General features: G+C 74.9%; 15 protein-coding genes and 1 pseudogene. 12 read left to right on the top strand and 4 right to left on the bottom strand.

All coding sequences use genetic code 11. The features are described from left to right. Positions 1–12: 12 nt before the first annotated feature. The 7 genes from WA762_RS24955 to WA762_RS24925 all read left to right on the top strand — a co-directional run bounded on the left by WA762_RS24955 (position 13) and on the right by WA762_RS24925 (position 6973). The gene (locus WA762_RS24955) at positions 13–993 is read left to right on the top strand and encodes a helix-turn-helix transcriptional regulator (RefSeq protein ID WP_335938543.1); all 981 of its coding nucleotides are present in this window, start codon (positions 13–15) and stop codon (positions 991–993) included. 5 nt (positions 994–998) lie between these two features. Continuing rightward, positions 999–1256, top strand: a complete 258-nt coding sequence (locus tag WA762_RS24950; RefSeq protein WP_335938542.1) for a hypothetical protein — start codon at positions 999–1001, stop codon at positions 1254–1256. Between the two features lie 149 nt (positions 1257–1405). Next, entirely contained in the window at positions 1406–1630 is a 225-nt protein-coding gene (locus WA762_RS24945) for a hypothetical protein (RefSeq protein ID WP_335938541.1), read from the top strand. 227 nt (positions 1631–1857) lie between these two features. Further along, entirely contained in the window at positions 1858–2151 is a 294-nt protein-coding gene (gene tatA, locus WA762_RS24940; RefSeq protein ID WP_335938540.1) for a Sec-independent protein translocase subunit TatA, read from the top strand. 65 nt (positions 2152–2216) lie between these two features. After that, the gene (gene tatC, locus WA762_RS24935; RefSeq protein WP_335938537.1) at positions 2217–3173 is read left to right on the top strand and encodes a twin-arginine translocase subunit TatC; all 957 of its coding nucleotides are present in this window, start codon (positions 2217–2219) and stop codon (positions 3171–3173) included. An 18-nt stretch (positions 3174–3191) separates the two neighbouring features. Continuing rightward, a complete protein-coding gene (locus WA762_RS24930; RefSeq protein ID WP_335938535.1) occupies positions 3192–4100 on the top strand; it encodes a diacylglycerol kinase in 909 nt (302 codons plus the stop codon). A gap of 44 nt (positions 4101–4144) precedes the next feature. Further along, positions 4145–6973, top strand: coding sequence for a DEAD/DEAH box helicase (locus WA762_RS24925; protein WP_335938533.1), 2829 nt, complete (start codon positions 4145–4147; stop codon positions 6971–6973). A gap of 99 nt (positions 6974–7072) precedes the next feature. On the opposite strand, the gene WA762_RS24920 is transcribed toward WA762_RS24925, so the two are convergent. Beyond that, positions 7073–8173 (bottom strand): LLM class flavin-dependent oxidoreductase, encoded by a 1101-nt coding sequence (locus tag WA762_RS24920; protein ID WP_335938531.1) that lies wholly within the window; start codon positions 8171–8173, stop codon positions 7073–7075. A 288-nt stretch (positions 8174–8461) separates the two neighbouring features. After that, on the bottom strand, positions 8462–10021 hold the full coding sequence (locus WA762_RS24915) for a PucR family transcriptional regulator (RefSeq protein ID WP_335938530.1): 1560 nt from the start codon (positions 10019–10021) through the stop codon (positions 8462–8464). Positions 10022–10110: 89 nt separating this feature from the next. On the opposite strand from WA762_RS24915, the gene WA762_RS24910 reads away from it, so the two are divergent. The 5 genes from WA762_RS24910 to WA762_RS24890 all read left to right on the top strand — a co-directional run bounded on the left by WA762_RS24910 (position 10111) and on the right by WA762_RS24890 (position 16888). Continuing rightward, positions 10111–11193 (top strand): DUF917 domain-containing protein, encoded by a 1083-nt coding sequence (locus WA762_RS24910; protein WP_335938528.1) that lies wholly within the window; start codon positions 10111–10113, stop codon positions 11191–11193. Then, positions 11190–12530: a hydantoinase/oxoprolinase N-terminal domain-containing protein gene (locus WA762_RS24905; protein ID WP_335938526.1), complete on the top strand. Its 1341-nt coding sequence runs from the start codon at positions 11190–11192 to the stop codon at positions 12528–12530. Before WA762_RS24910 ends, WA762_RS24905 begins: the two co-directional genes overlap by 4 nt. Before the next feature lie 173 nt (positions 12531–12703). Continuing rightward, complete coding sequence (locus tag WA762_RS24900) at positions 12704–14179, top strand: purine-cytosine permease family protein (RefSeq protein WP_335938525.1); 1476 nt, start codon at positions 12704–12706, stop codon at positions 14177–14179. Positions 14180–14226: 47 nt separating this feature from the next. Beyond that, positions 14227–15822, top strand: a complete 1596-nt coding sequence (locus tag WA762_RS24895; RefSeq protein WP_335938523.1) for a hydantoinase/oxoprolinase family protein — start codon at positions 14227–14229, stop codon at positions 15820–15822. Then, positions 15815–16888, top strand: coding sequence for a DUF917 domain-containing protein (locus WA762_RS24890; protein WP_335938521.1), 1074 nt, complete (start codon positions 15815–15817; stop codon positions 16886–16888). Before WA762_RS24895 ends, WA762_RS24890 begins: the two co-directional genes overlap by 8 nt. 109 nt (positions 16889–16997) lie before the next feature. Here the strand turns inward: WA762_RS24890 and WA762_RS24885 are convergent, their stop codons facing one another. Together WA762_RS24885 and WA762_RS24880 are read right to left on the bottom strand one after the other, a co-directional pair. After that, complete coding sequence (locus tag WA762_RS24885; protein WP_335938519.1) at positions 16998–17501, bottom strand: SPW repeat protein; 504 nt, start codon at positions 17499–17501, stop codon at positions 16998–17000. Between the two features lie 86 nt (positions 17502–17587). Then, positions 17588–18271 (bottom strand): annotated as a pseudogene (locus tag WA762_RS24880) (ADP-ribosylglycohydrolase family protein); the annotation flags it as partial. Positions 18272–18486: the final 215 nt, after the last annotated feature.

The following is an 18486-nucleotide window of genomic DNA, read 5'->3' as shown; positions in this document are numbered from 1 at the left end:
GGGGGCCCGTTCATGGCCACGAACGCGATCGACCAGACCCGGCGGATGCTCTCCCTGGTCACCTATCTGCGCGAGCGCCCCGGCGCCCACGTCCAGGACGTCGCCCGCGCGTTCGGGATCAGCGAGGACGAGCTGATCTCGGACCTCGACGTGCTGCCCATGTGCGGGACGAGCTTCCGCGGCGGCGACCTGCTGGACATCGACACCGACGGCGACCGGATCTGGTGGCACAACCCGGACGACGTCGCGGAGCCGCTGCGGCTGGCGGCCGACGAGGCGACGGCGCTCCTGGTCGCCGCCCGCGCCGTGGCCACGCTGCCGGGGCTGCGCGAGAGCGACCGGCAGGCGCTGCTGCGGGCCACCGCGAAGCTGGAGACCGCCGCCGGCGAGGTGGGGGCGGCGAGTTCGCGGCTCTCGGTCACCTTCGAGTCCGAGGGCGGGGTCTTCGCGGAGGTCGACCGGGCGATCTCGGAGCGGCGCCGGCTGTGGCTGCGCTACTACTCGCCCGCCCGCGACGAGCTCACCGAGCGCGAGGTGGACCCGATCCGGCTGTTCGCCGTGGGGCACACCTACATGGAGGCGTGGTGCCGCTCCTCCGAGGACCGGCGCACCTTCCGGCTCGACCGGGTCGCCGAGATCCGGCTGCTGGACGCCCCGGCCGCGCCGCCCGAGCTCGAACTCCGCGACCTGTCCGCGGGGCTCGTCCAGCCGTCGGCACAGGACCCGGAGGTCGTGGTCGAGGTCGGCCCCGGCGGACGGTGGGTCGCCGAGTACTACCCGCACGACACCGCCCAGGAACTGCCGGACGGCGGACTGCGGATCACCCTGCGCACGCCCGACCCGGCCTCGCTGCGCAGACTCGCGCTGCGACTCGGCGGCGAGGGCCGCATCGTCTCCCCGCCGGACCTGGCGCGGAGCGCACAGGACGCGGCCCGTGCCGCGCTCGCCGCCTATGACGACCCGGTCCGAGCGGACAGTTCGAGGGAGAAGTGAGCGATATGCCTGCGATGTCAGGTACGCCGACCGTGGTTCCGGAGTCCGTGCGCTTCAAGGCGGCCTGTCCGGACTGCCGGGAGCGGTTCGAGCTGGCGGCGGGAGCGATCCGGCTCGCCGTGGGCGCCAGCCGCCGTACCACGTTCTACTCCTTCACCTGTCCGGAGTGCGGCGCGGCCGTCCGCAAACCCGCCGGGGAGCGGATAGTCGAGCTCCTCACCCACGGCGGTGTGCGGACGCTGCGCCTCCACAGCAGTCTGTAGCACCGCCGTCGCACGCGCCGCGTGGCCGGATCGCCCGGACACCACCGTGCGCGGGCGCTTCCGCGCCGTGCGACGCACCACATCCGACGCCCTGCGCCGTCCCGCCGACGAGGGGGACGGCCCTGAGAACACACAGCGAGGCTCCGCGCATGTTCTGGCCCATGCTCGCCGTCGCCCTGGGATTCCTCGGCATCGCCGTTCTCGGCGTGCTGGGCGTCAGGGTCTTCATCGAGGTCCGGCGTCTGGGACGGCAGGTGGCCCGGACCGCCGAGCGGATCAACCGGGCCGCCGAGGACCTGGAACGGGCCGCGACGGACCTCGCCGCTGCGGGCGGGGCCCGGCCCCCGGTCCCGCGCGTCCGCACACCCTTGTGACCTGGGGTGATCCATCGGCCAGGGCGCGCCCTCCTGTTTCCCGGACTCGGCAGGTACGCTGCTGAGGCGGCCCGGAGAGCGAGGCGTGGGCCGTCGCCGCGGGGACGCACGGGTATTGCCCCGTGTTCACTCCCGCGGGATACGATCGCTGACAGTACGACGACCGGTCGTCCGTCGGATGTCCGGTCCGCCCCACCCCCGCTGCCTCGGTGAGAAGGTACACGCTTATGTTCGGAAGAATCGGCGCTCCCGAGATCATCCTGATCCTCGTCGTCGTTGTTCTGCTGTTCGGCGCGAAGAAGCTTCCTGACATGGCTCGCTCGCTCGGCAAGTCGGCCCGCATCCTGAAGAGCGAGGCCAAGGCGATGAAGTCCGAGGGCTCCCCGTCGGCCACCCCGGCCGAGCCGGCCTCCAACGACCAGGCCCAGGACCAGGCCGCCCCGCGCACCATCAAGGCCGCGCCGGGCGACGTGACGAGTTCCCGCCCGGTCGCCGAGCCGAGTGACTCGACCAAGCGCTGACAGAAACGGGCCGACGCAGGCGCCCGGAACGGGTGGCGGCCTGCTGTACGAGATGAGGACGTGGGTTGCTCAAGTCTGCCCGCAAGCAGGAGAGGGACCCCGAGGGCCGCATGCCCTTGGTGGAGCACCTGCGTGAGCTGCGCAACCGGTTGGCGAAGGGGCTGCTGGGGATCGTCGTCGTCACGATCGTCGCCGCCTTCTTCTACAAGGGGATCATCGAGTTCTTCACCAACCCGGTACTGAAGTCGGTCGGTTGCGAGTCGAGCTTCGCCGAACTCGCCAAGAGGGAAGACGGCACCTGCGCCCGCATCGTCCTGAACGGTCTGCTCACCCCGTTCACGCTGGCCCTCAAGGTCTCCCTGATGGCGGGCGTCGTCGTCTCCTCGCCGATCTGGCTGTACCAGCTGTGGGCCTTCGTCGCGCCCGGGCTGCACCGGCACGAGAAGAAGTACTCCCTCGCCTTCGTGGGCGCGGGCTTCCCGCTGTTCCTCGCCGGCGGCTTCTTCGCCTACAAGACCCTGCCCACGATGGCGCGGGTGCTCCTGGACTTCTCGCCCGCCGATCTCGACAACCAGCTGCCGCTGGACGAGCTGCTGGATCTGATCACGCGCATGGTTGTGGTCTTCGGGCTCGCCTTCGAGCTGCCGCTGCTGCTCGTGATGCTCAACTTCGGCGGGATCCTCACCGGCAAGCGGATGCTCGGCTGGTGGCGCGGCATGATCATGGGGATCACGGTCTTCGCGGCGGTGGCCACCCCCAGCACCGACCCGGTCAGCATGCTGCTGCTCGCCGGACCGATCTGGGTCCTGTACTTCGTGGCCACGGCGATCTCCCTCGTCAACGACCGGCGCAAGGCGCGGCGCGAGGCGGAGGGCCCCGGCGACGACGAGGCGTCGGAGCTGGACCTCACCCCCGAGGACATCGGCGAGATCGAACCGGTCTCCACCGGGCGCCCGCTGCCGGGCGGGGCGAACCAGGACCGGGACCGGGACCGGGTCAACGGTTACGACGACATCACCTGACCTTGTAGGGTCCCCCGGGTGACCAGCGAGATCACCCTCTTCGTCAATCCCACCGCAGGACGCGGCCGGGGCGCGCGAGCCGCGCGACCGGCCGCGTCCGCGTTGCGGGACGCGGGATTCTCCGTGCGCACCGTGCTCGGCGCGGACGCCCCCGACGCGCTGCGGCGCGCCCGGGAGGCCGTCGCGGGCGGCACCGGCGCGCTGATAACCGTCGGCGGGGACGGCATGATGTCCCTCGCCCTGCGCGCCCTCGCCGGGACGACGACCCCGCTCGGCGTCGTCGCCGTCGGCACCGGGAACGACTTCGCCCGCGCCCTGGGCATGCCGATCAGGGACCCGGCGGCCGCCGGACGGCTGGCCGCCGAGGCGCTCAAGGGCGGCGACGTCCGCGCGATCGACCTCGGCAGGGCCGGGGACCGCTGGTTCGGGTCCGTCCTGGCCTCCGGCTTCGACTCCCGGGTCAACGACCGCGGCAACCGGATGCGCTTCGTCGGCGGACGCTTCAAGTACGACCTCGCGGTCCTCGCCGAGCTCGCCGCGTTCCGGCCCGTCCCGTACCGCCTGCGACTGGACGGCGGCCCGGTCCGCGAGATCGAGGCCACGCTCGTCGCCGTCGGCAACGGCGCCTCGTACGGCGGCGGCATGCGGATCTGCGCCGACGCCGTCATGGACGACGGGCTCCTCGACGTGACCGTCGTCGGCGACTGCAGCCGGGCCACGCTCCTCAAGGTCTTCCCCCGGGTCTACCGCGGGACCCATCTCGACCACCCCGTGGTGACCGCGCACCGGGTCTCCTCGGTCGAGCTGGCCGCCGCCGGCGTCACCGCCTACGCGGACGGCGAACCCCTGGGGGAGCTGCCGCTCACCGTGACCTGCGTCCCGGGCGCGGTGCGGGTGCTCGGGCCCCGTCCGTCCACCGGTTCCTAAAGATCGCGCCGCTGTCAGGGGGGACGGGTAGGCTCGGGGACAAGATGACAGAGGACCTCTCACCCGCTGAGCGATACCAGGCCTCCCGGCTCCGTGCCGCCGAGCTGGCCACCGCACTCGCGCCCTTCCGGGAGCTGTACGAATTCGGTCTGGACCCCTACCAGATCGAGGCATGCGAGGCCCTGGAGGCCGGAAAGGGCGTGCTCGTCGCCGCCCCGACCGGCTCGGGCAAGACGATCGTCGGCGAGTTCGCCGTGCACCTCGCGCTCCAGCAGGGCCGCAAGTGCTTCTACACCACGCCGATCAAGGCCCTGTCCAACCAGAAGTTCGCGGACCTGGTCAGGCGCTACGGACCGGACAAGGTCGGCCTGCTCACCGGCGACAACAGCGTCAACGGCGACGCCCCCGTGGTCGTCATGACCACCGAGGTCCTGCGGAACATGCTGTACGCGGGCTCGCAGGCGCTGCGCGGCCTCGGCTACGTGGTGATGGACGAGGTGCACTACCTCTCCGACCGGTTCCGGGGCGCCGTCTGGGAGGAAGTGATCATCCACCTACCGGAATCCGTGACGCTGGTGTCGCTCTCCGCGACCGTGTCCAACGCCGAGGAGTTCGGCGACTGGCTGGACACCGTCCGCGGCGACACCCAGGTGATCGTCTCCGAGCACCGCCCCGTGCCGCTCTGGCAGCACGTGCTGGCGGGCCGCCGGATGTACGACCTCTTCGAGGAGGAGAGCGACCACGGCGGCCGCGGCACCGCCCGCCGCGAGGTCAACCCCGACCTCATCCGGCTGGCCCGGATGGAGAACCAGCGGACGTACAACCCGCGCGAGCGCCGCCGCGGCAAGATGGTCCGCGAGGCGGACCGGGAGCGCGAGCGGCGCCAGCGCAGCCGGATGTGGACCCCGTCCAGGCCGGAGGTCATCGACCGGCTGGACGCCGAGGGGCTGCTCCCCGCGATCACCTTCATCTTCAGCCGGGCGGGCTGCGAGGCCGCCGTGCAGCAGTGTCTGCAGGCTGGGCTGCGCCTCAACGACGAGGCCGGGCGCCGTCTGGTCCGGGAGATCGTCGAGGAGCGCACCGCCTCCATCCCCGGCGAGGACCTCCACGTCCTGGGCTACTACGAGTGGCTCGAAGGACTGGAGCGGGGCATCGCCGCGCACCACGCCGGAATGCTGCCCACGTTCAAGGAGGTCGTCGAGGAGCTGTTCGTGCGGGGCCTGGTCAAGGCGGTCTTCGCGACCGAGACCCTCGCCCTGGGCATCAACATGCCCGCGCGCTCGGTCGTGCTGGAGAAGCTCGTCAAGTGGAACGGCGAGCAGCACGCCGACATCACGCCCGGCGAGTACACCCAGCTGACCGGGCGGGCCGGACGGCGCGGCATCGACGTGGAGGGCCACGCCGTGGTCCTGTGGCAGCGCGGCATGGACCCGGGCGCCCTGGCCGGCCTCGCCGGCACCCGCACCTACCCGCTGCGGTCCAGCTTCCGGCCCTCGTACAACATGGCGGTCAACCTGGTCCACCAGTACGGGCGGCACCGCTCGCGCGAGCTGCTGGAGACGTCCTTCGCGCAGTTCCAGGCCGACCGGTCGGTGGTCGGGATCTCCCGGCAGGTCCAGCGGAACGAGGAGGGGCTCGCCGGCTACCGCGAGGGGATGACCTGCCACCTCGGGGACTTCGCGGAGTACGCGGGGCTGCGCCGCGAGCTCAAGGACCGCGAGACCGAGCTCGCCAAGCGCGGCGCGACCCAGCGGCGGGCCGAGGCGGCGGCCTCCCTGGAGAAGCTGCGGCCCGGCGACGTCATCCACGTGCCCACCGGCAAGTTCGCCGGGCTGGCGCTGGTCCTGGACCCCGGGCTGCCGGCCGGCCGGACCAACGGGCACCGCGGGATCGAATACCACGACGGGCCCAGGCCCCTGGTGTTGACCGCCGAGCGGCAGGTGAAGCGGCTGGCGCCGATCGACTTCCCGGTCCCGGTGCGGGCGCTGGAGCGGATGCGGGTGCCGAAGTCGTTCAACGCGCGCTCGCCGCAGTCGCGCCGCGACCTGGCCTCCGCCCTGCGGACCAAGGCGGGGCACATTCCGCCGGAGCGGCACCGCAAGGGGCGGGCCCCGGCCGCCGACGACCGGGAGATAGCCCGCCTGCGGGCAGCCCTGCGCGCGCACCCCTGCCACGGGTGCGACGAGCGCGAGGACCACGCCCGCTGGGCCGAGCGCCACCACCGGCTCCAACGCGACACCCGGCAGCTGGAGCGCCGCATCGAGGGGCGCACCAACACCATCGCCCGCACCTTCGACCGGATCGTGGCCCTGCTCACCGAGCTCGACTATCTGAGGGCCGACGAGGTCACCGAGCACGGGCGGCGGCTGGCCCGCCTCTACGGGGAACTCGACCTGCTGGCCAGCGAATGCCTGCGGGCCGGTGTGTGGGAGGGCCTCAACCCCGCCGAACTCGCGGCCTGCGTCTCGGCGCTGGTGTACGAGGCCCGGCAGGCCGACGACGCCGTCGCGCCCAAGCTGCCGTCGGGGGCCGCGCGGACCGCGATGGGGGAGATGGTCCGGATCTGGGGCAGGCTCGACGCCCTGGAGGAGGAGTTCAAGATCAACCAGGCGGAGGGGGTCGGGCAGCGCGAGCCCGACCTGGGCTTCGCCTGGGCGGTGCACATGTGGGCGTCGGGGCGCTCCCTGGACGAGGTGCTGGGCGAGGCGGAGATGCCCGCCGGGGACTTCGTGCGGTGGTGCAAGCAGGTGATCGACGTGCTGGGCCAGATCGAGGCGGCGGCCCCCCGGGACGGGAGCACCGTGGCGCGGAGCGCGCGCAAGGCGATGGACGCGGTGCTGCGCGGAGTGGTGGCCTACAGCTCCGTGGGCTGACCCGGCGCCCGGGCGGCACGGCGGGCCCCGGGCGGGCCGGGCGCCCGCGGGGTGCGCCGGTCCGCCCGGGGCCCGTGGACGTTCGCCGCCCGCCCGGGGTCAGGCGGCGGCGCGGGCCGCGTCCCGCCTGGCCACTTCCTCCCGGACGAGCGGGATGACGTGCCGTCCGAAGTCGATCGCGTCGTCCAGCAGGTCGTAGCCGCGCGCGGACAGGATCTCCACGCCCAGGTCGTAGTAGTCCAGCAGGGCCCGCGCCACGGTCTCCGGAGTGCCCACCAGAGCCGTCGAGTTGCCCGCCCCGCCGGTCTCCGCCGCGGTCGGCGTCCACAGCGCCCGGTCGTGGCGCTCGCCCGCGGCCGCCACCGCGAGCAGCCGCTGGGACCCGGCGTTCTCCGGGGCCTGCGACGGGTGACGGCGGCCCGGCCGCGCACCGGCCCCGCGGGCCCTGATCCGGTCCAGGGTGCGATGCGCCTTCTCCCAGGCCAGTTCCTCGGTCGGGGCGATGATCGGCCGGAACGCCACCTGGATCCTCGGCGTGTCGGTGCGGCCCGCCGCCAGCGCCGCCGCCTTCACCGAGGCGATCTGCTCGGCGGTCTGTGCCAGGGGTTCGCCCCACAGGCAGTAGACATCGGCCTCGGCGCCCCCGGCCGCGTACGCCGCGGGCGACGAACCGCCGAACGAGACCCGGGGGTGCGGCCGTTGCACGGGGAAGGTGTCGCTGACGAAGTCGTGGAAGCGGTAGTACGTACCCTCGTGGTCGAAGGGCTCGTGCGAGGTCCACGCCCGCTTGATGATCCGGATGGCCTCGCGGGTGCGCGCGTACCGCTCGTCCTTGGTGAGGAAGTCGCCCTCGCGCCGCTGTTCGCGGTCGTCGCCGCCGGTGATGAAGTGCACGGCGAGACGGCCGTCGCTGATGCGGTCCAGGGTGGCGAAGGTCTTGGCCGCGAACGTCGGGTACGAGACGTTGGGGCGGTGGGCGACCAGGATCTGGAGCTTTTCGGTGCGGGCCGCGACGAAGGCGGCGGCGGGGGACGGGTCGGGGGAACCGGAGCCGTAGGCGAACAGCACCCGGTCCCAGCCGTGGTCCTCATGGGCGCGGGCCAGCCGGAGGGTGTACTCCTTGTCGAAGGACGCCCCGGAACGGGGCGTCACCTCGGAGCCCTGGTTGGTCGCCGCGATGCCGAGAAACTCGACGGGCATGGCAGAGCCTCATCTCGTGCTGGGAGGGACGGTCGTGTGTCGTGCCGGCGCGGAAGCGGTCAGGGACGACACGAGGCGGACCACACCCGACCGAAGTCGATGTGGTCACGGGTGACCAGCCGCAGCAGAGGGCTCATCCGCCCAGTGGAACAGGCGATTCGACGACGCGTCAACCACTCCCGGGCGCGGACGGACGGTCCCGGACACCGCGGCGCCCGGCCGGATCGCGCCCCCCGGGGGGCCTGCGACAGGCGGTCAGCGGTCCGGCAGGCGGCAGGCGGCAGGCGCTCAGCGGTCGGCCGGCGGCCGGGGCGTCCGGCCGTCGTCCGTCGCCCCGGCCGCGGGCGCGGGCGCGTCGCCGTGCGGCGCGGACAGGCTCGCGCGGCAGGCCAGTTGGAGCGCGAGCCGGACGTCCGGATCGTTCAGGTCGGCGCCCGTCAGCCGGGCGACCTTGCGGATCCGGGCGCCCACCGCGTTGCGGTGCAGATGCAGCGCCTCGGCCGCGCGGGCGGGCGAGTTGTTGTGGTCCAGATAGCCCTGGAGCGTGCGCACCAGCGGCTCGGCGCGCTCCGGGCCCAACGCCAGTACGGGAGCGAGGAGTTCGGCGACCGCCTCGCGGGCGGTGTCGGAGGCGTACCACTCCAGCAGCATCCGGTCGAGCCCCACCGCGTCGTGCGCGGCCACCACCGGGCCGGCGCCGCGCGGCACGGCCGCCCGTGCCTCCCGGGCCGAGGTGCGGATGCCCAGCGGCCCCCGGTGGGGCGAGCCCACCCCGCACCGCAGCCCGGCCTCCGGACGCGGCCCGCCCAGCCGGTCCACCACGCGCCGGGCGCGGGCCAGGACGGCGCGCCGCCCGTCCGCCCCCGGGTCGGCGGGCCAGGTGCTCAGCAGCACGAGGGCGTCGTCGACCAGGGCGGCGTTCCACTGCACCGCGTCGGCGGCCGGCGCGGCGGGCGCGGCGGGCCCCGCCGAGGCGTCCCAGGCCCGCAGCAGGGTCAGCGCCTGGGACATCACCGCGTCCAGCGCCTTCGGCCGGTCGGCGGCGTCGAGACCGGCGGCCTCCACCCGCAGCGCGATGTGCCAGCCGTCCACCGGCAGCGCCAGCGCCCGGCCCCGGGCGGCCAGCCGGGCGGTACGGTCCCTCGGGGCCACCAGCAGCTCGGCCAGCAGCCGGCCCCGGGAGCGCACGGGGACGTCGTCGTGCCCGCCGCCCGCCGCCGCGAGGGCCGCCAGCGCCAGGACGGCCCGCACCGCGGACCCGGCGTGACCGGGCCGGGGCGGGGCCGCGAGCCGGATCTCGCCGTCCGGCCCGGCCGCGGACGCCCCCTCCTCGCCGGGCCCCGCCGCCCGCAGTTCCACCGGCAGACCCAGCGCCCGGGACGCGGCGGCGGCCACCCGTTCCGGGTCCCCGGCGGCGGCCGTCACCTCCCGCGCCGCGGCGGCGACCCGGGCCAGCGCGTCCGCGGCCGACCCGGCCGTCGCGCGCTCCACCGCCACCACCAGGGCGGCGAGATCCCCCTCCGCGTACAGCACCGCGACCCGGCCCCGCTCGGCGAGTGCCCGCGCGGTCGCCGTCACCTCGGCGGGCAGCCCGTGCGGCGCCTCGGCCACCCCCGTCAGCACCAGGGCGGCGGCCCCCGCGGCCGCCGCGTCCCGCACCGCCACGTCCAGCAGATGCCCGGGCACCGGCGCCAGCAGCACCGCGACCGTCCCGGCGGGCAGCGCGGCGAGCCGGTCCGGGCGCCGCTCCAGGCGCACGCCCGTGACCTCCACCGCGTCGAGCGGACCCACCAGCGGGCGGAGCCCGTCCAGGCCGGGGGAGGAGAGCAGTTCCAGGAGGTTCGGCATCCTTCCAGTGTGCCGCGAGCACACCGACACGGCGAAGAGAGGGCCTTCGGCCCAGGTGGCACGGCCCGCGTCTCCCTACGCTGGAACACATGCACGTGGACGCCGGAGCACTCGCCGACTTCGCGCGGGGCTGTGCCGTCCTGGGATCGGGGGGCGGCGGCCCCGCCGACGTGACCCTGCCCGTCGCCGCCCAGGCGATCGAGGAGCGCGGCCCGGTGCCCGTCGTCGACCCCGCCCGGCTGCCCGCCGACGCGCTGGTCATGCCCGTCGGACTGGTGGGATCGCCCGCGGTCGCCGCCGAACGGATCGGCGGCCGCACGGAACCCGCCCGGCTGCGCGCCCGCTTCGAGGCCCTGCACGGGGCGCCGGTGACCGCGGTGATGAGCAGCGAGATCGGCGGCCTCAACGGCTGCGTCGCCGTCGCCTGGGCGGCCCGGCTCGGGCTGCCGCTGCTGGACGCCGACTCGATGGGCCGCGCCTTCCCGCGCATGGACCAGAACGTCCTGGAACTGGCCGGAGTGCGCCCCTGCCCGGCCGTCCTCGCCGACGAGCACGGCCACACCGTCGTCATCGACGACGTCGACGGCGCGCACCTCGAACGGTTCGCCCGCGCCGCCGTCGTCGCCTTCGGCGGGCGCGCCGCGTCCACCGACTACCCCCTCACCGCCGGGCGGGCGGCCCGCCACGCCGTCACCGGATCGGTCACCCGGGCCCTCGCCCTCGGCCGGGGCGAAGGACCCGCGCCGCTGCTCACCGGCAAGGTCTCCTCGGTCCGCCGGTACGCCACCGAGGACGCCGACGGCGACGACGCCGCCACGGTCCTGCTGGAGGGCACCGGCCCCGACGCCGGCCGGCTGGTGCTGCTGGAGGCCCGCAGCGAGTTCGTCGCCGCGCTGGAGGACGGCGCCCCCCTCGCCGTCGTCCCGGACGTGATCGCCCTGGTCGACGTGGCCACGGGCTGGGCCGTCCCGGTCGAGGAGGTCCGCTACGGGCTGCGCGTCCGCCTCGTCACGCTCCCCTCCGCCCCCGCCTGGTACACACCGGCGGGCCTGCGGCTGGCCGGACCGGCCGCCTTCGGCCTCCCCGGGCTGGCCCCGGACCGCCGCCCGGGAACCGCCCCCGGAACCTCCCCGGCCGCTCCCGGCCCCGCGACCGGGGGAGGCGCGCCGTGATCCTCGGTGTCGACGTCGGGCCCACCAGCACCGACGCCGTCCTGCTGGACGGCGGCCGGGCGGTCCGGGCCGTCAAGGTCCCCTCGATCGCCGGTGACGCCGTCGGCTCGCTGGCCGCCGCGGTCGGCGCGCTCCCCGCCGGGCCCCGGAGCCGGGCCACGCAGCTCGCCGTGGGGCTGCGGGTCGCCGCCCGCGCGGTCCGGGAGCGCGAGGGGCTGGCCCGGGTCGGGGTGCTGCGCGTCGGGGGCGCCGCCGCCGACGCGGTGCGGCCGCTGTACGGCTGGCCCGCGGCGCTGCGCGACGCCGTGTGTGCGGGCACCGCCAACGTCCGGGGCGGCGGGGGCCTGTCGCCCCGCGACGCCACGCCGCTCGACCGGGACGCCGTCGCCCGCTTCGGCGCCGCGCTCGCCGGCCGCGCCGAGGCCTTCGCCGTCACCGCCGTGTTCTCGCCGGCCGACGGCGGGCAGGAGCGGGAGGCCGCCGAGATCCTGCGCGCCGAGACCGGCCCGGACACCACCGTCCTGCTCTCCAGCGACGTCGGCACGCTCGACCTGCTCTCCCGCGAGAACGCCACCGTCCTCGACGCCGCCCTGTCCGTGCTGGTGGCACGGGTCGCGGACGAACTGACCGCCACCCTGCCCCGTCTCGGTCTCGCGCCCGGCGCCGCCGTCCTCGTCACCCGCAGCGACGGCACCCTGATGAGCCTGGAGTACCTGCGCCGCCAGCCCGGGCTCAGCCTGGGCAGCGGACCCGCCTGCACCATCCGCGGCGCCGGACTCCTGGCAGGCCTCGGCGACGCCGTCGTCGCCGACATCGGCGGCCGCCGCGCCCGGGTCGGCGTGCTGACCGGCGGTTACCCGCAGGAGGCCGGGCCCGGCGAGCGCTTCGGCGGCGTACCCGTCAGCCTGCGCTTCCCCGACCTGATCACGGTGCCCGCCGACGCGCACCGCGAACTGGCCGAGGCCGCCGACCGGATGCGCCCCGCCGCCGGACCCCTGCCGCTGATCCTGGTCGGCGGCGGCGCGGACGGGGTGCCCGGCGGCGTCCTCACCGGATTCGACGTGGTGCGGCCCGAACACGGCGGCGTGGCCGGGGCGTTCGGCGCGGCGGCCAGCCCGGTCGGCGGCCAGTACGACCGCATCGTCACCCGCGGCCCGGGCCGCAGGCTCGACGCCGTGCGCGACGAGGTCCGGGACCTGGCCAGGGCCGGGGCGGTACGGGCCGGCGCCGACCCCCGGCGCGTGGAGACCCGGTCCGAACCGGACCTTCCGGTGCCGTATCTGCCCGGCGCGGTGCTCCTGCGCGCCCGGGCCGCGGGACCGCCGCTCCCGCTCTGACCCGCTCGCCCCCTCGCTCCCGCTCGTCTCCTCCTCGTCCTCCTTCTCCTCCCGTTTCTCCGTCCCGCAGCGGCCCGGCGCCGTGCTGCCGCGGCCCTTCCCCGTACCCGCGTCCCCGTCCTTCCCTCCCCGCCCTTCCCCGCCCCGCCCAGCCCAGCCAAGGAACCGTCCCCATGACCCAGCAGTCCGCAGCGCGGCCCCAGCCGGAGCCGCCCACCCAGCCGCCCGCGCCCGAGCCGCCCGCGCCCGAGCCGGTTGCACCCGGGCCGGCCGCCCCGTCCCAGGACGAGGACTACCCGCTGGAGCGGGTGCCGCGCGCCGCCCGCTACTCCTGGTTCAACGTCGCCGTGCAGCGTTTCGGCCAGCTCTCCGACCTGACCCAGTTCCTGCTGGGGGCCACGCTCGGCGCCGGTCTCTCCTTCTGGGGCGCGTTCTGGGCGTTCACCCTGGGGTCGGTGATCCTGGAGATCGTCTGCATCTTCGTCGGCGTCGCCGGGATGAGGGAGGGGCTCTCCACCTCGATGCTGGTCCGCTGGACCGGCTTCGGCCGCTACGGCTCCACCCTGATCGGGCTCGTCATCGCGGTCAGTCTGTTCGGCTGGTTCGGGGTGCAGACGGCGGTGTTCGCGGCCGGACTGCACTCCATCGTGCCCGCGCTGCCCGTCTGGGCCTGGTGCCTGATCTGCGGCCTCGGCGTCACCGCCCTGGTGCTGCGCGGCTTCCGGGCCATGGGCTGGACCGCCTTCGTCACCGTCCCCGCCTTCCTCGGCCTCGCGGGCTGGGCCATGGCGGTCGAGTTCTCCCGGCACCACATCGGCGACCTGGTGACGGCCGCGCCGTTCGGCGCCCACCTCTCCGTCGCCACCGGAGCCACCATCGTGGCCGGCTCGTACATCGTGGGCGCGGTCACCACCCCCGACATGACCCGCTTCAACCGGAACACCGGCGACGTCGTCAAGCAGACCGTCGTCGGCATCAGCCTCGGCGAGTACGTCCTGGGCCTGGGCGGGGTGCTGCTGGCCTACGCGGTGAAGTCCTCCGACCTGATCGCCATCATCACCTCGTCCTCCGGGGTCATCGGCGTCATCGTCCTGGTCTCCGCCACCGTGAAGATCAACAACTGGAACCTGTACTCCTCGTCGCTGGGCCTGATCGGCGCCGTCGAGGCGCTCTTCAAGGTCCGGCTGCACCGGGTCGGCACCACCGTCGCCATCGGCGTGCTCGGCAGCCTCGCGGCGGCGGCCGGGATCCTGGACCGGTTCACCGAGTTCCTGACCGTGCTCGGGGTCCTCACCCCGCCGGTCGCCGGGATCATGGTCGCCGAGTACTTCGTCGTGAAGAAGTGGCGGCCGCAGCTGGACGCCTCGCGCGCGGTGGGGCGGCTGCCCGAGACCGAGCCCAGCTGGGTTCCGGCCACGATCGCCCTGTGGGCCGTCGCCTCCTTGTTCGGCTGGCTCGGCGACCACTACCAGTGGTGGGGGATACCGGCGCTCAACTCCCTGCTGCTGGCCGGGATCGGCTATGTCGTCGTCGGCCGGCTCGGCCTGGTCCGCAGCGCCCGTGACCTGCCGTTCGACCAGCCCGCACGGCCCGCCGCGGCGATCGAGGCGGAGCGCGACGCGGCCCGGGCGCGGAGCGCCGCCGCCTGACCGGCGGACCCCTCATCCACCCACCCCCTACGAAAGACGGACACACCATGCGCATCGGAATCGACGTCGGAGGCACCAACACCGACGCCGCCCTCCTGGGGGACGACGACCGGATCATCGCGACCGCGAAGACCCCCACCACCGCCGACATCACCTCCGGCGTCACCACGGCGATCCGGGCCCTGGACCCGCCGAAGGAGGACGTCACCGCCGTCATGATCGGCACGACGCACTTCCTGAACGCGCTGATCGAGGGCGCCCGCCTCGCCCCGGTCGCCGCGGTGCGCCTGGGCCTGCCGGCGACGGCGGCGCTGCCCCCGATGACGGACTGGCCGGAGCGCCAGCGGGCGGCCGTCGGCGGGCACGGCTACCTCTGCCACGGCGGGCGGGAGTTCGACGGGCGGCCCCTGTCGCCGCTGGACCCGGAGGAGCTGAAGCGCACCGCCGCGGACATCGCCGCGCGCGGACTGACCTCGGTGGCCGTCTCCTCGGTGTTCTCGCCGGTCGCGGAGGAGGACGAGCGCCGCGCCGCCGAGATCCTCCGCGCGGAGCTGGGCCCCGACGTCCACTTCTCGCTCTCCCACGAGCTGGGCCGGGTCGGGCTGCTCGCCCGCGAGAACGCCACCATCGTCAACGCGGCCCTGCGCGACCTGGCGACCGCGATCGTGGAGTCGTTCGCCGCCTCGCTCGCGGAGGTCTCGCTGACCGCGCCGTTCTTCCTGTCCCAGAACGACGGCACCCTGATGGACGTGGACTTCGCCCGGGCCTACCCGGTGGCGACCTTCGCCTCCGGGCCCACCAACTCGATGCGCGGGGCCGCGTTCCTGTCCGGTCTCGGCGACTGCGCGGTCGTGGACGTCGGCGGCACCACCGCGGACGTCGGCATCCTCTCCGGCGGCTTTCCGCGCGAGGCGGCCGGGGAGAGCGAGGCCGCGGGCATCCGCACCAACTTCCGCATCCCCGACGTCCTCTCGCTCGGCATCGGCGGCGGGTCCCTGGTGTCCGCCGACGGCGAGACGGGCCCCCGCTCGGTGGGCTACCGGCTCGCGGAGGAGGCGCTGGTCTTCGGCGGCTCCACGCTGACGGCCACCGACCTCGCGGTCGCCGCGGGCCGCGCCGACATCGGCGACCGCTCCCGCGTCGCGCACCTGGACCCGGGGTTCACCGCCCGGGCGCTGGACCGGATCGCCGAGCGCCTCGCCGAGACCGTCGACCGGATGCGCACCTCGCCGGGGGCGCTGCCGGTCGTCGCGGTGGGCGGCGGCAGCGTGCTGGTTCCCTCCTCCCTGCCGGGCTTCGACGACGTGCGACGCCCCGGCCACTTCGACGTCGCGAACGCCGTCGGCGCCGCCATAGCCCAGGTCGGCGGGGAGGTGGACCGGGTCTTCCAGGTCCTCGACGGACGCCGGGACGCCGTGCTCGCGGAGGCCCGCGAGGAGGCCGTCGCCCGGGCCGAGAGCGCGGGCGCCCGGCACGGCACCGTCCGCGTCGTGGACGTCGAGGAGGTCCCGCTGGCCTACCTGCCCGGCGGCGCGACCCGGATCCGGGTCAAGGCGGTCGGCGACCTCGACCTGAACGGCATCGGCACCACCCGCGCCCCGGCCGGGGCGCGCGACACCCATGGAGCAGCGTCACATGCGTGAGATCACCCTCGACAACCTGGACGACATCGCGCGCGGCGCGGGCATCCTCGGCACCGGCGGGGGAGGCGACCCGTACATCGGCAAGCTGCTGGCCCGCGAGGCCATCCGCAGGCACGGACCGGTCCGGCTCGTCTCCTTCGACGAGGTCCCGGCCGACGCGACCGTCGTCCCCGTCTCCGGGATGGGCGCCCCGACGGTGCTGCTGGAACGCGTCCCGGCCGGCGGCGAGGAGGTGGCCGCCCTGCGCGCCCTGGAGAGGCACATCGGCCGCCCCGCCACCCATGTCGCGCCGATCGAGGTCGGCGGCGTCAACTCGATGCTGCCCATCGCCTGCGCCGCCGAGGCGGGCCTGCCGCTGGTCGACGGGGACGCCATGGGCCGGGCCTTCCCCGAGGCGCAGATGGTCCTGCCCGGACTGATCGGGGTGGCCAACACGCCGATGGCGCTCGCCGACGACAAGGGCAACAGCATCATCGTCGACGCCGTGTCCAACCACGCCGCCGAGCGCATCGCCCGGGCGGTCTGCGTGGAACTCGGCTGCCAGATCTCCAGCGCCGACACCGTGATGCGCGGCGACCAGCTCGCCGACGGGCTCGTCCCCGCCACGCTGACGCTGGCCGAACGGCTCGGCGCCGCCGTCCGCGAGGCGCGCGCCGCGCACGCCGACCCGGTGCGGGCGGCCCGCGCCATGCTGTCCGGCAGCCATCTGCTGACCGGCAAGGTCGTCGACGTCAGCCGCCGCACCGAGGGCGGCTTCGCCCGCGGCAGCGCCCGGATCGAGGGCGTCGGCGAGGACAGCGGCCGGACCCTGGCGCTCGGTTTCCAGAACGAGCACCTGCTCGCCACCCGGGACGGCGAGACGGTCGCCACCACCCCCGACCTCATCTGCGTGCTGGACACCGACACCGGTGACCCGGTCACCACGGAGGGCCTGCGCTACGGGCTGCGCGTCAGCGTGCTGGCCGCCCCGTGCGACCCGCGCTGGACCACCCCGGGCGGCCTGGCCCTCGCCGGGCCGCGGTACTTCGGCTACGACGTGGACTATCTGCCGTTCCGTCGCGACTGACCGGCGGCGGAAGGGCCCGTGCGCCTCGGGCGCACGGGCCGCGCGCGGCCGGCCGGCCCGCCTTCCGCGGACCGGCCGGCCGTCGGCCGGGGCCGACGCTCCCTCCTGTTCAGGCCGGGCGGTCGGCTCGGGCCGACCGGTCGACTCGGGCCGCTCGCCTGCCGGTCGTGCGGGTGCCGGACTTCCCGGACTTCATCGACGCGGCCGCGCAGACCAGCCCGAGCAGCAGGGTCAGTGCGCCGATGATGACGTTGTTCAGGATCACCCCGAGGCTCGGGGCGGTGCCGACGACCCAGGGCGAGATGATCATCCAGATGCCCATGGCGCAGATGGCCCAGCTCAGGCCGTACATCCGCTCCGGCATGGCGGTGAACCCCAGACCCAGGACCGCGATCGCGATACCCATGATCAGGTTGTGCGTCGACAGTCTGGGCTGGGTCCCCAGGAAGTTGACCACCCAGGGCGAGATGGCGCAGTAGAGACCGACGAGGAACACCGGTGCGTCCACGAGCGCCACGTCCCGCCCGCCCATCACGCGGGCGTAGCGGTCACGCATCTCGGAAACATCGGGGTGACCGGCCATGTCCTGGCCGGCGTGCGAGAGGTTCGACATGGGGTTCGTCTCCTTCGCTTCTGCAGACCCGGCCGCCTCTTGCGAGCGAAAGCGGCCTGCTCTGCCATTCTGCTCTTATATGCCCCTTATGTGTAGTTCTGGGGTGTGTGAACATCCGGAGAAGGCGGGCGAACGCCCGCGGAGGCGGAACGCGCGCCGGGCGGGGAGCCGTCCAGCCGCCGGGCCAGGCCCATCAGGTCGGGGGCCCGCAGCACCCGGTTCCCGTGCCCCGGGAGCGGCACGTGCAGCGGCGCCGTCCAGCGCGCCGGAACGGCCCGGAAGCCGTGCACCGCGCCGGCCACCGCACCGGTCACCGCCGCGACCGTGTCCGTGTCCCCGCCCACGTCGACCGCCGCGGCCAGCGCCTCCTCGAACGTACGCGTGGTGCACAGCGCCCACAGCGCCGTGCCGAGGCAGGGCCACACCGCCCCGTTGAACTCCGTCGCCGCGGCCGGATGCCGGCCGGGCGCGAGCACGGTCGCCCAGCGCGCGATGGTCCCCGTGCACCTGCTCCAGCGCGCCCGGCACGGCCGCGAGCGGATCGCCGCCGTCCAGCGCCACCCGGATCAGCTCGTGCAGCACGGCCGTGCCCCCCAGGCCGCCCGGTCGCCGTGGGTGAGCACGGCGATCCGGCGGGCGGCGTCCATCGTCGCCGCCCGCCCCGCCCGCGCGAAGTACACGGCCGACGTGGCCGCCCGCATCAGCGAACCGTTGCCCGCCGCCCGTCCCTCGACCTGGAAATGCAGGGCCGCCGCGAGGTCCCAGGGCGTCGCCGACCGCCGACCCGACCACCGTGCCCACCACCCGGTCCGGCCGGTCCGGCCCGCCCCTCGCCCGTGAAGCCTCCGGGAGGCCGGGAACACCGGTGCCGCTCGATCGGTCCACGCGGGCAGCGTACGGAGTGCCGGACCTCCACGTCCCCCGCTTCCGGGCGCGGGCCTTCGTACGCGCCTCGCGTACGGGCGCGGCCCCCGGGACTTCCCCG

It is taken from the genome of Streptomyces tyrfis (assembly GCF_037034285.1).
Classification (GTDB): domain Bacteria; phylum Actinomycetota; class Actinomycetes; order Streptomycetales; family Streptomycetaceae; genus Streptomyces.
The sequence above is the reverse complement of the archived record's forward strand: the minus strand, read 5'-3'. Positions and strand labels throughout refer to the sequence as shown.

Excerpts from the sequence above, each read along its gene's own strand:
- WA762_RS24900 (WP_335938525.1), top strand. The coding sequence starts at position 12,704 with ATGACCCAGCAGTCCGCAGCGCGGCCCCAGCCGGAGCCGCCCACCCAG.
- WA762_RS24950 (WP_335938542.1), top strand. The coding sequence starts at position 999 with ATGCCTGCGATGTCAGGTACGCCGACCGTGGTTCCGGAGTCCGTGCGC.
- WA762_RS24955 (WP_335938543.1), top strand. The coding sequence starts at position 13 with ATGGCCACGAACGCGATCGACCAGACCCGGCGGATGCTCTCCCTGGTC.
- WA762_RS24895 (WP_335938523.1), top strand. The coding sequence starts at position 14,227 with ATGCGCATCGGAATCGACGTCGGAGGCACCAACACCGACGCCGCCCTC.
- WA762_RS24920 (WP_335938531.1), bottom strand. The coding sequence starts at position 8,173 with ATGCCCGTCGAGTTTCTCGGCATCGCGGCGACCAACCAGGGCTCCGAG.
- WA762_RS24945 (WP_335938541.1), top strand. The coding sequence starts at position 1,406 with ATGTTCTGGCCCATGCTCGCCGTCGCCCTGGGATTCCTCGGCATCGCC.
- tatA (WP_335938540.1), top strand. The coding sequence starts at position 1,858 with ATGTTCGGAAGAATCGGCGCTCCCGAGATCATCCTGATCCTCGTCGTC.
- WA762_RS24915 (WP_335938530.1), bottom strand. The coding sequence starts at position 10,021 with ATGCCGAACCTCCTGGAACTGCTCTCCTCCCCCGGCCTGGACGGGCTC.
- WA762_RS24910 (WP_335938528.1), top strand. The coding sequence starts at position 10,111 with ATGCACGTGGACGCCGGAGCACTCGCCGACTTCGCGCGGGGCTGTGCC.
- WA762_RS24925 (WP_335938533.1), top strand. The coding sequence starts at position 4,145 with ATGACAGAGGACCTCTCACCCGCTGAGCGATACCAGGCCTCCCGGCTC.
- WA762_RS24890 (WP_335938521.1), top strand. The coding sequence starts at position 15,815 with ATGCGTGAGATCACCCTCGACAACCTGGACGACATCGCGCGCGGCGCG.
- WA762_RS24885 (WP_335938519.1), bottom strand. The coding sequence starts at position 17,501 with ATGTCGAACCTCTCGCACGCCGGCCAGGACATGGCCGGTCACCCCGAT.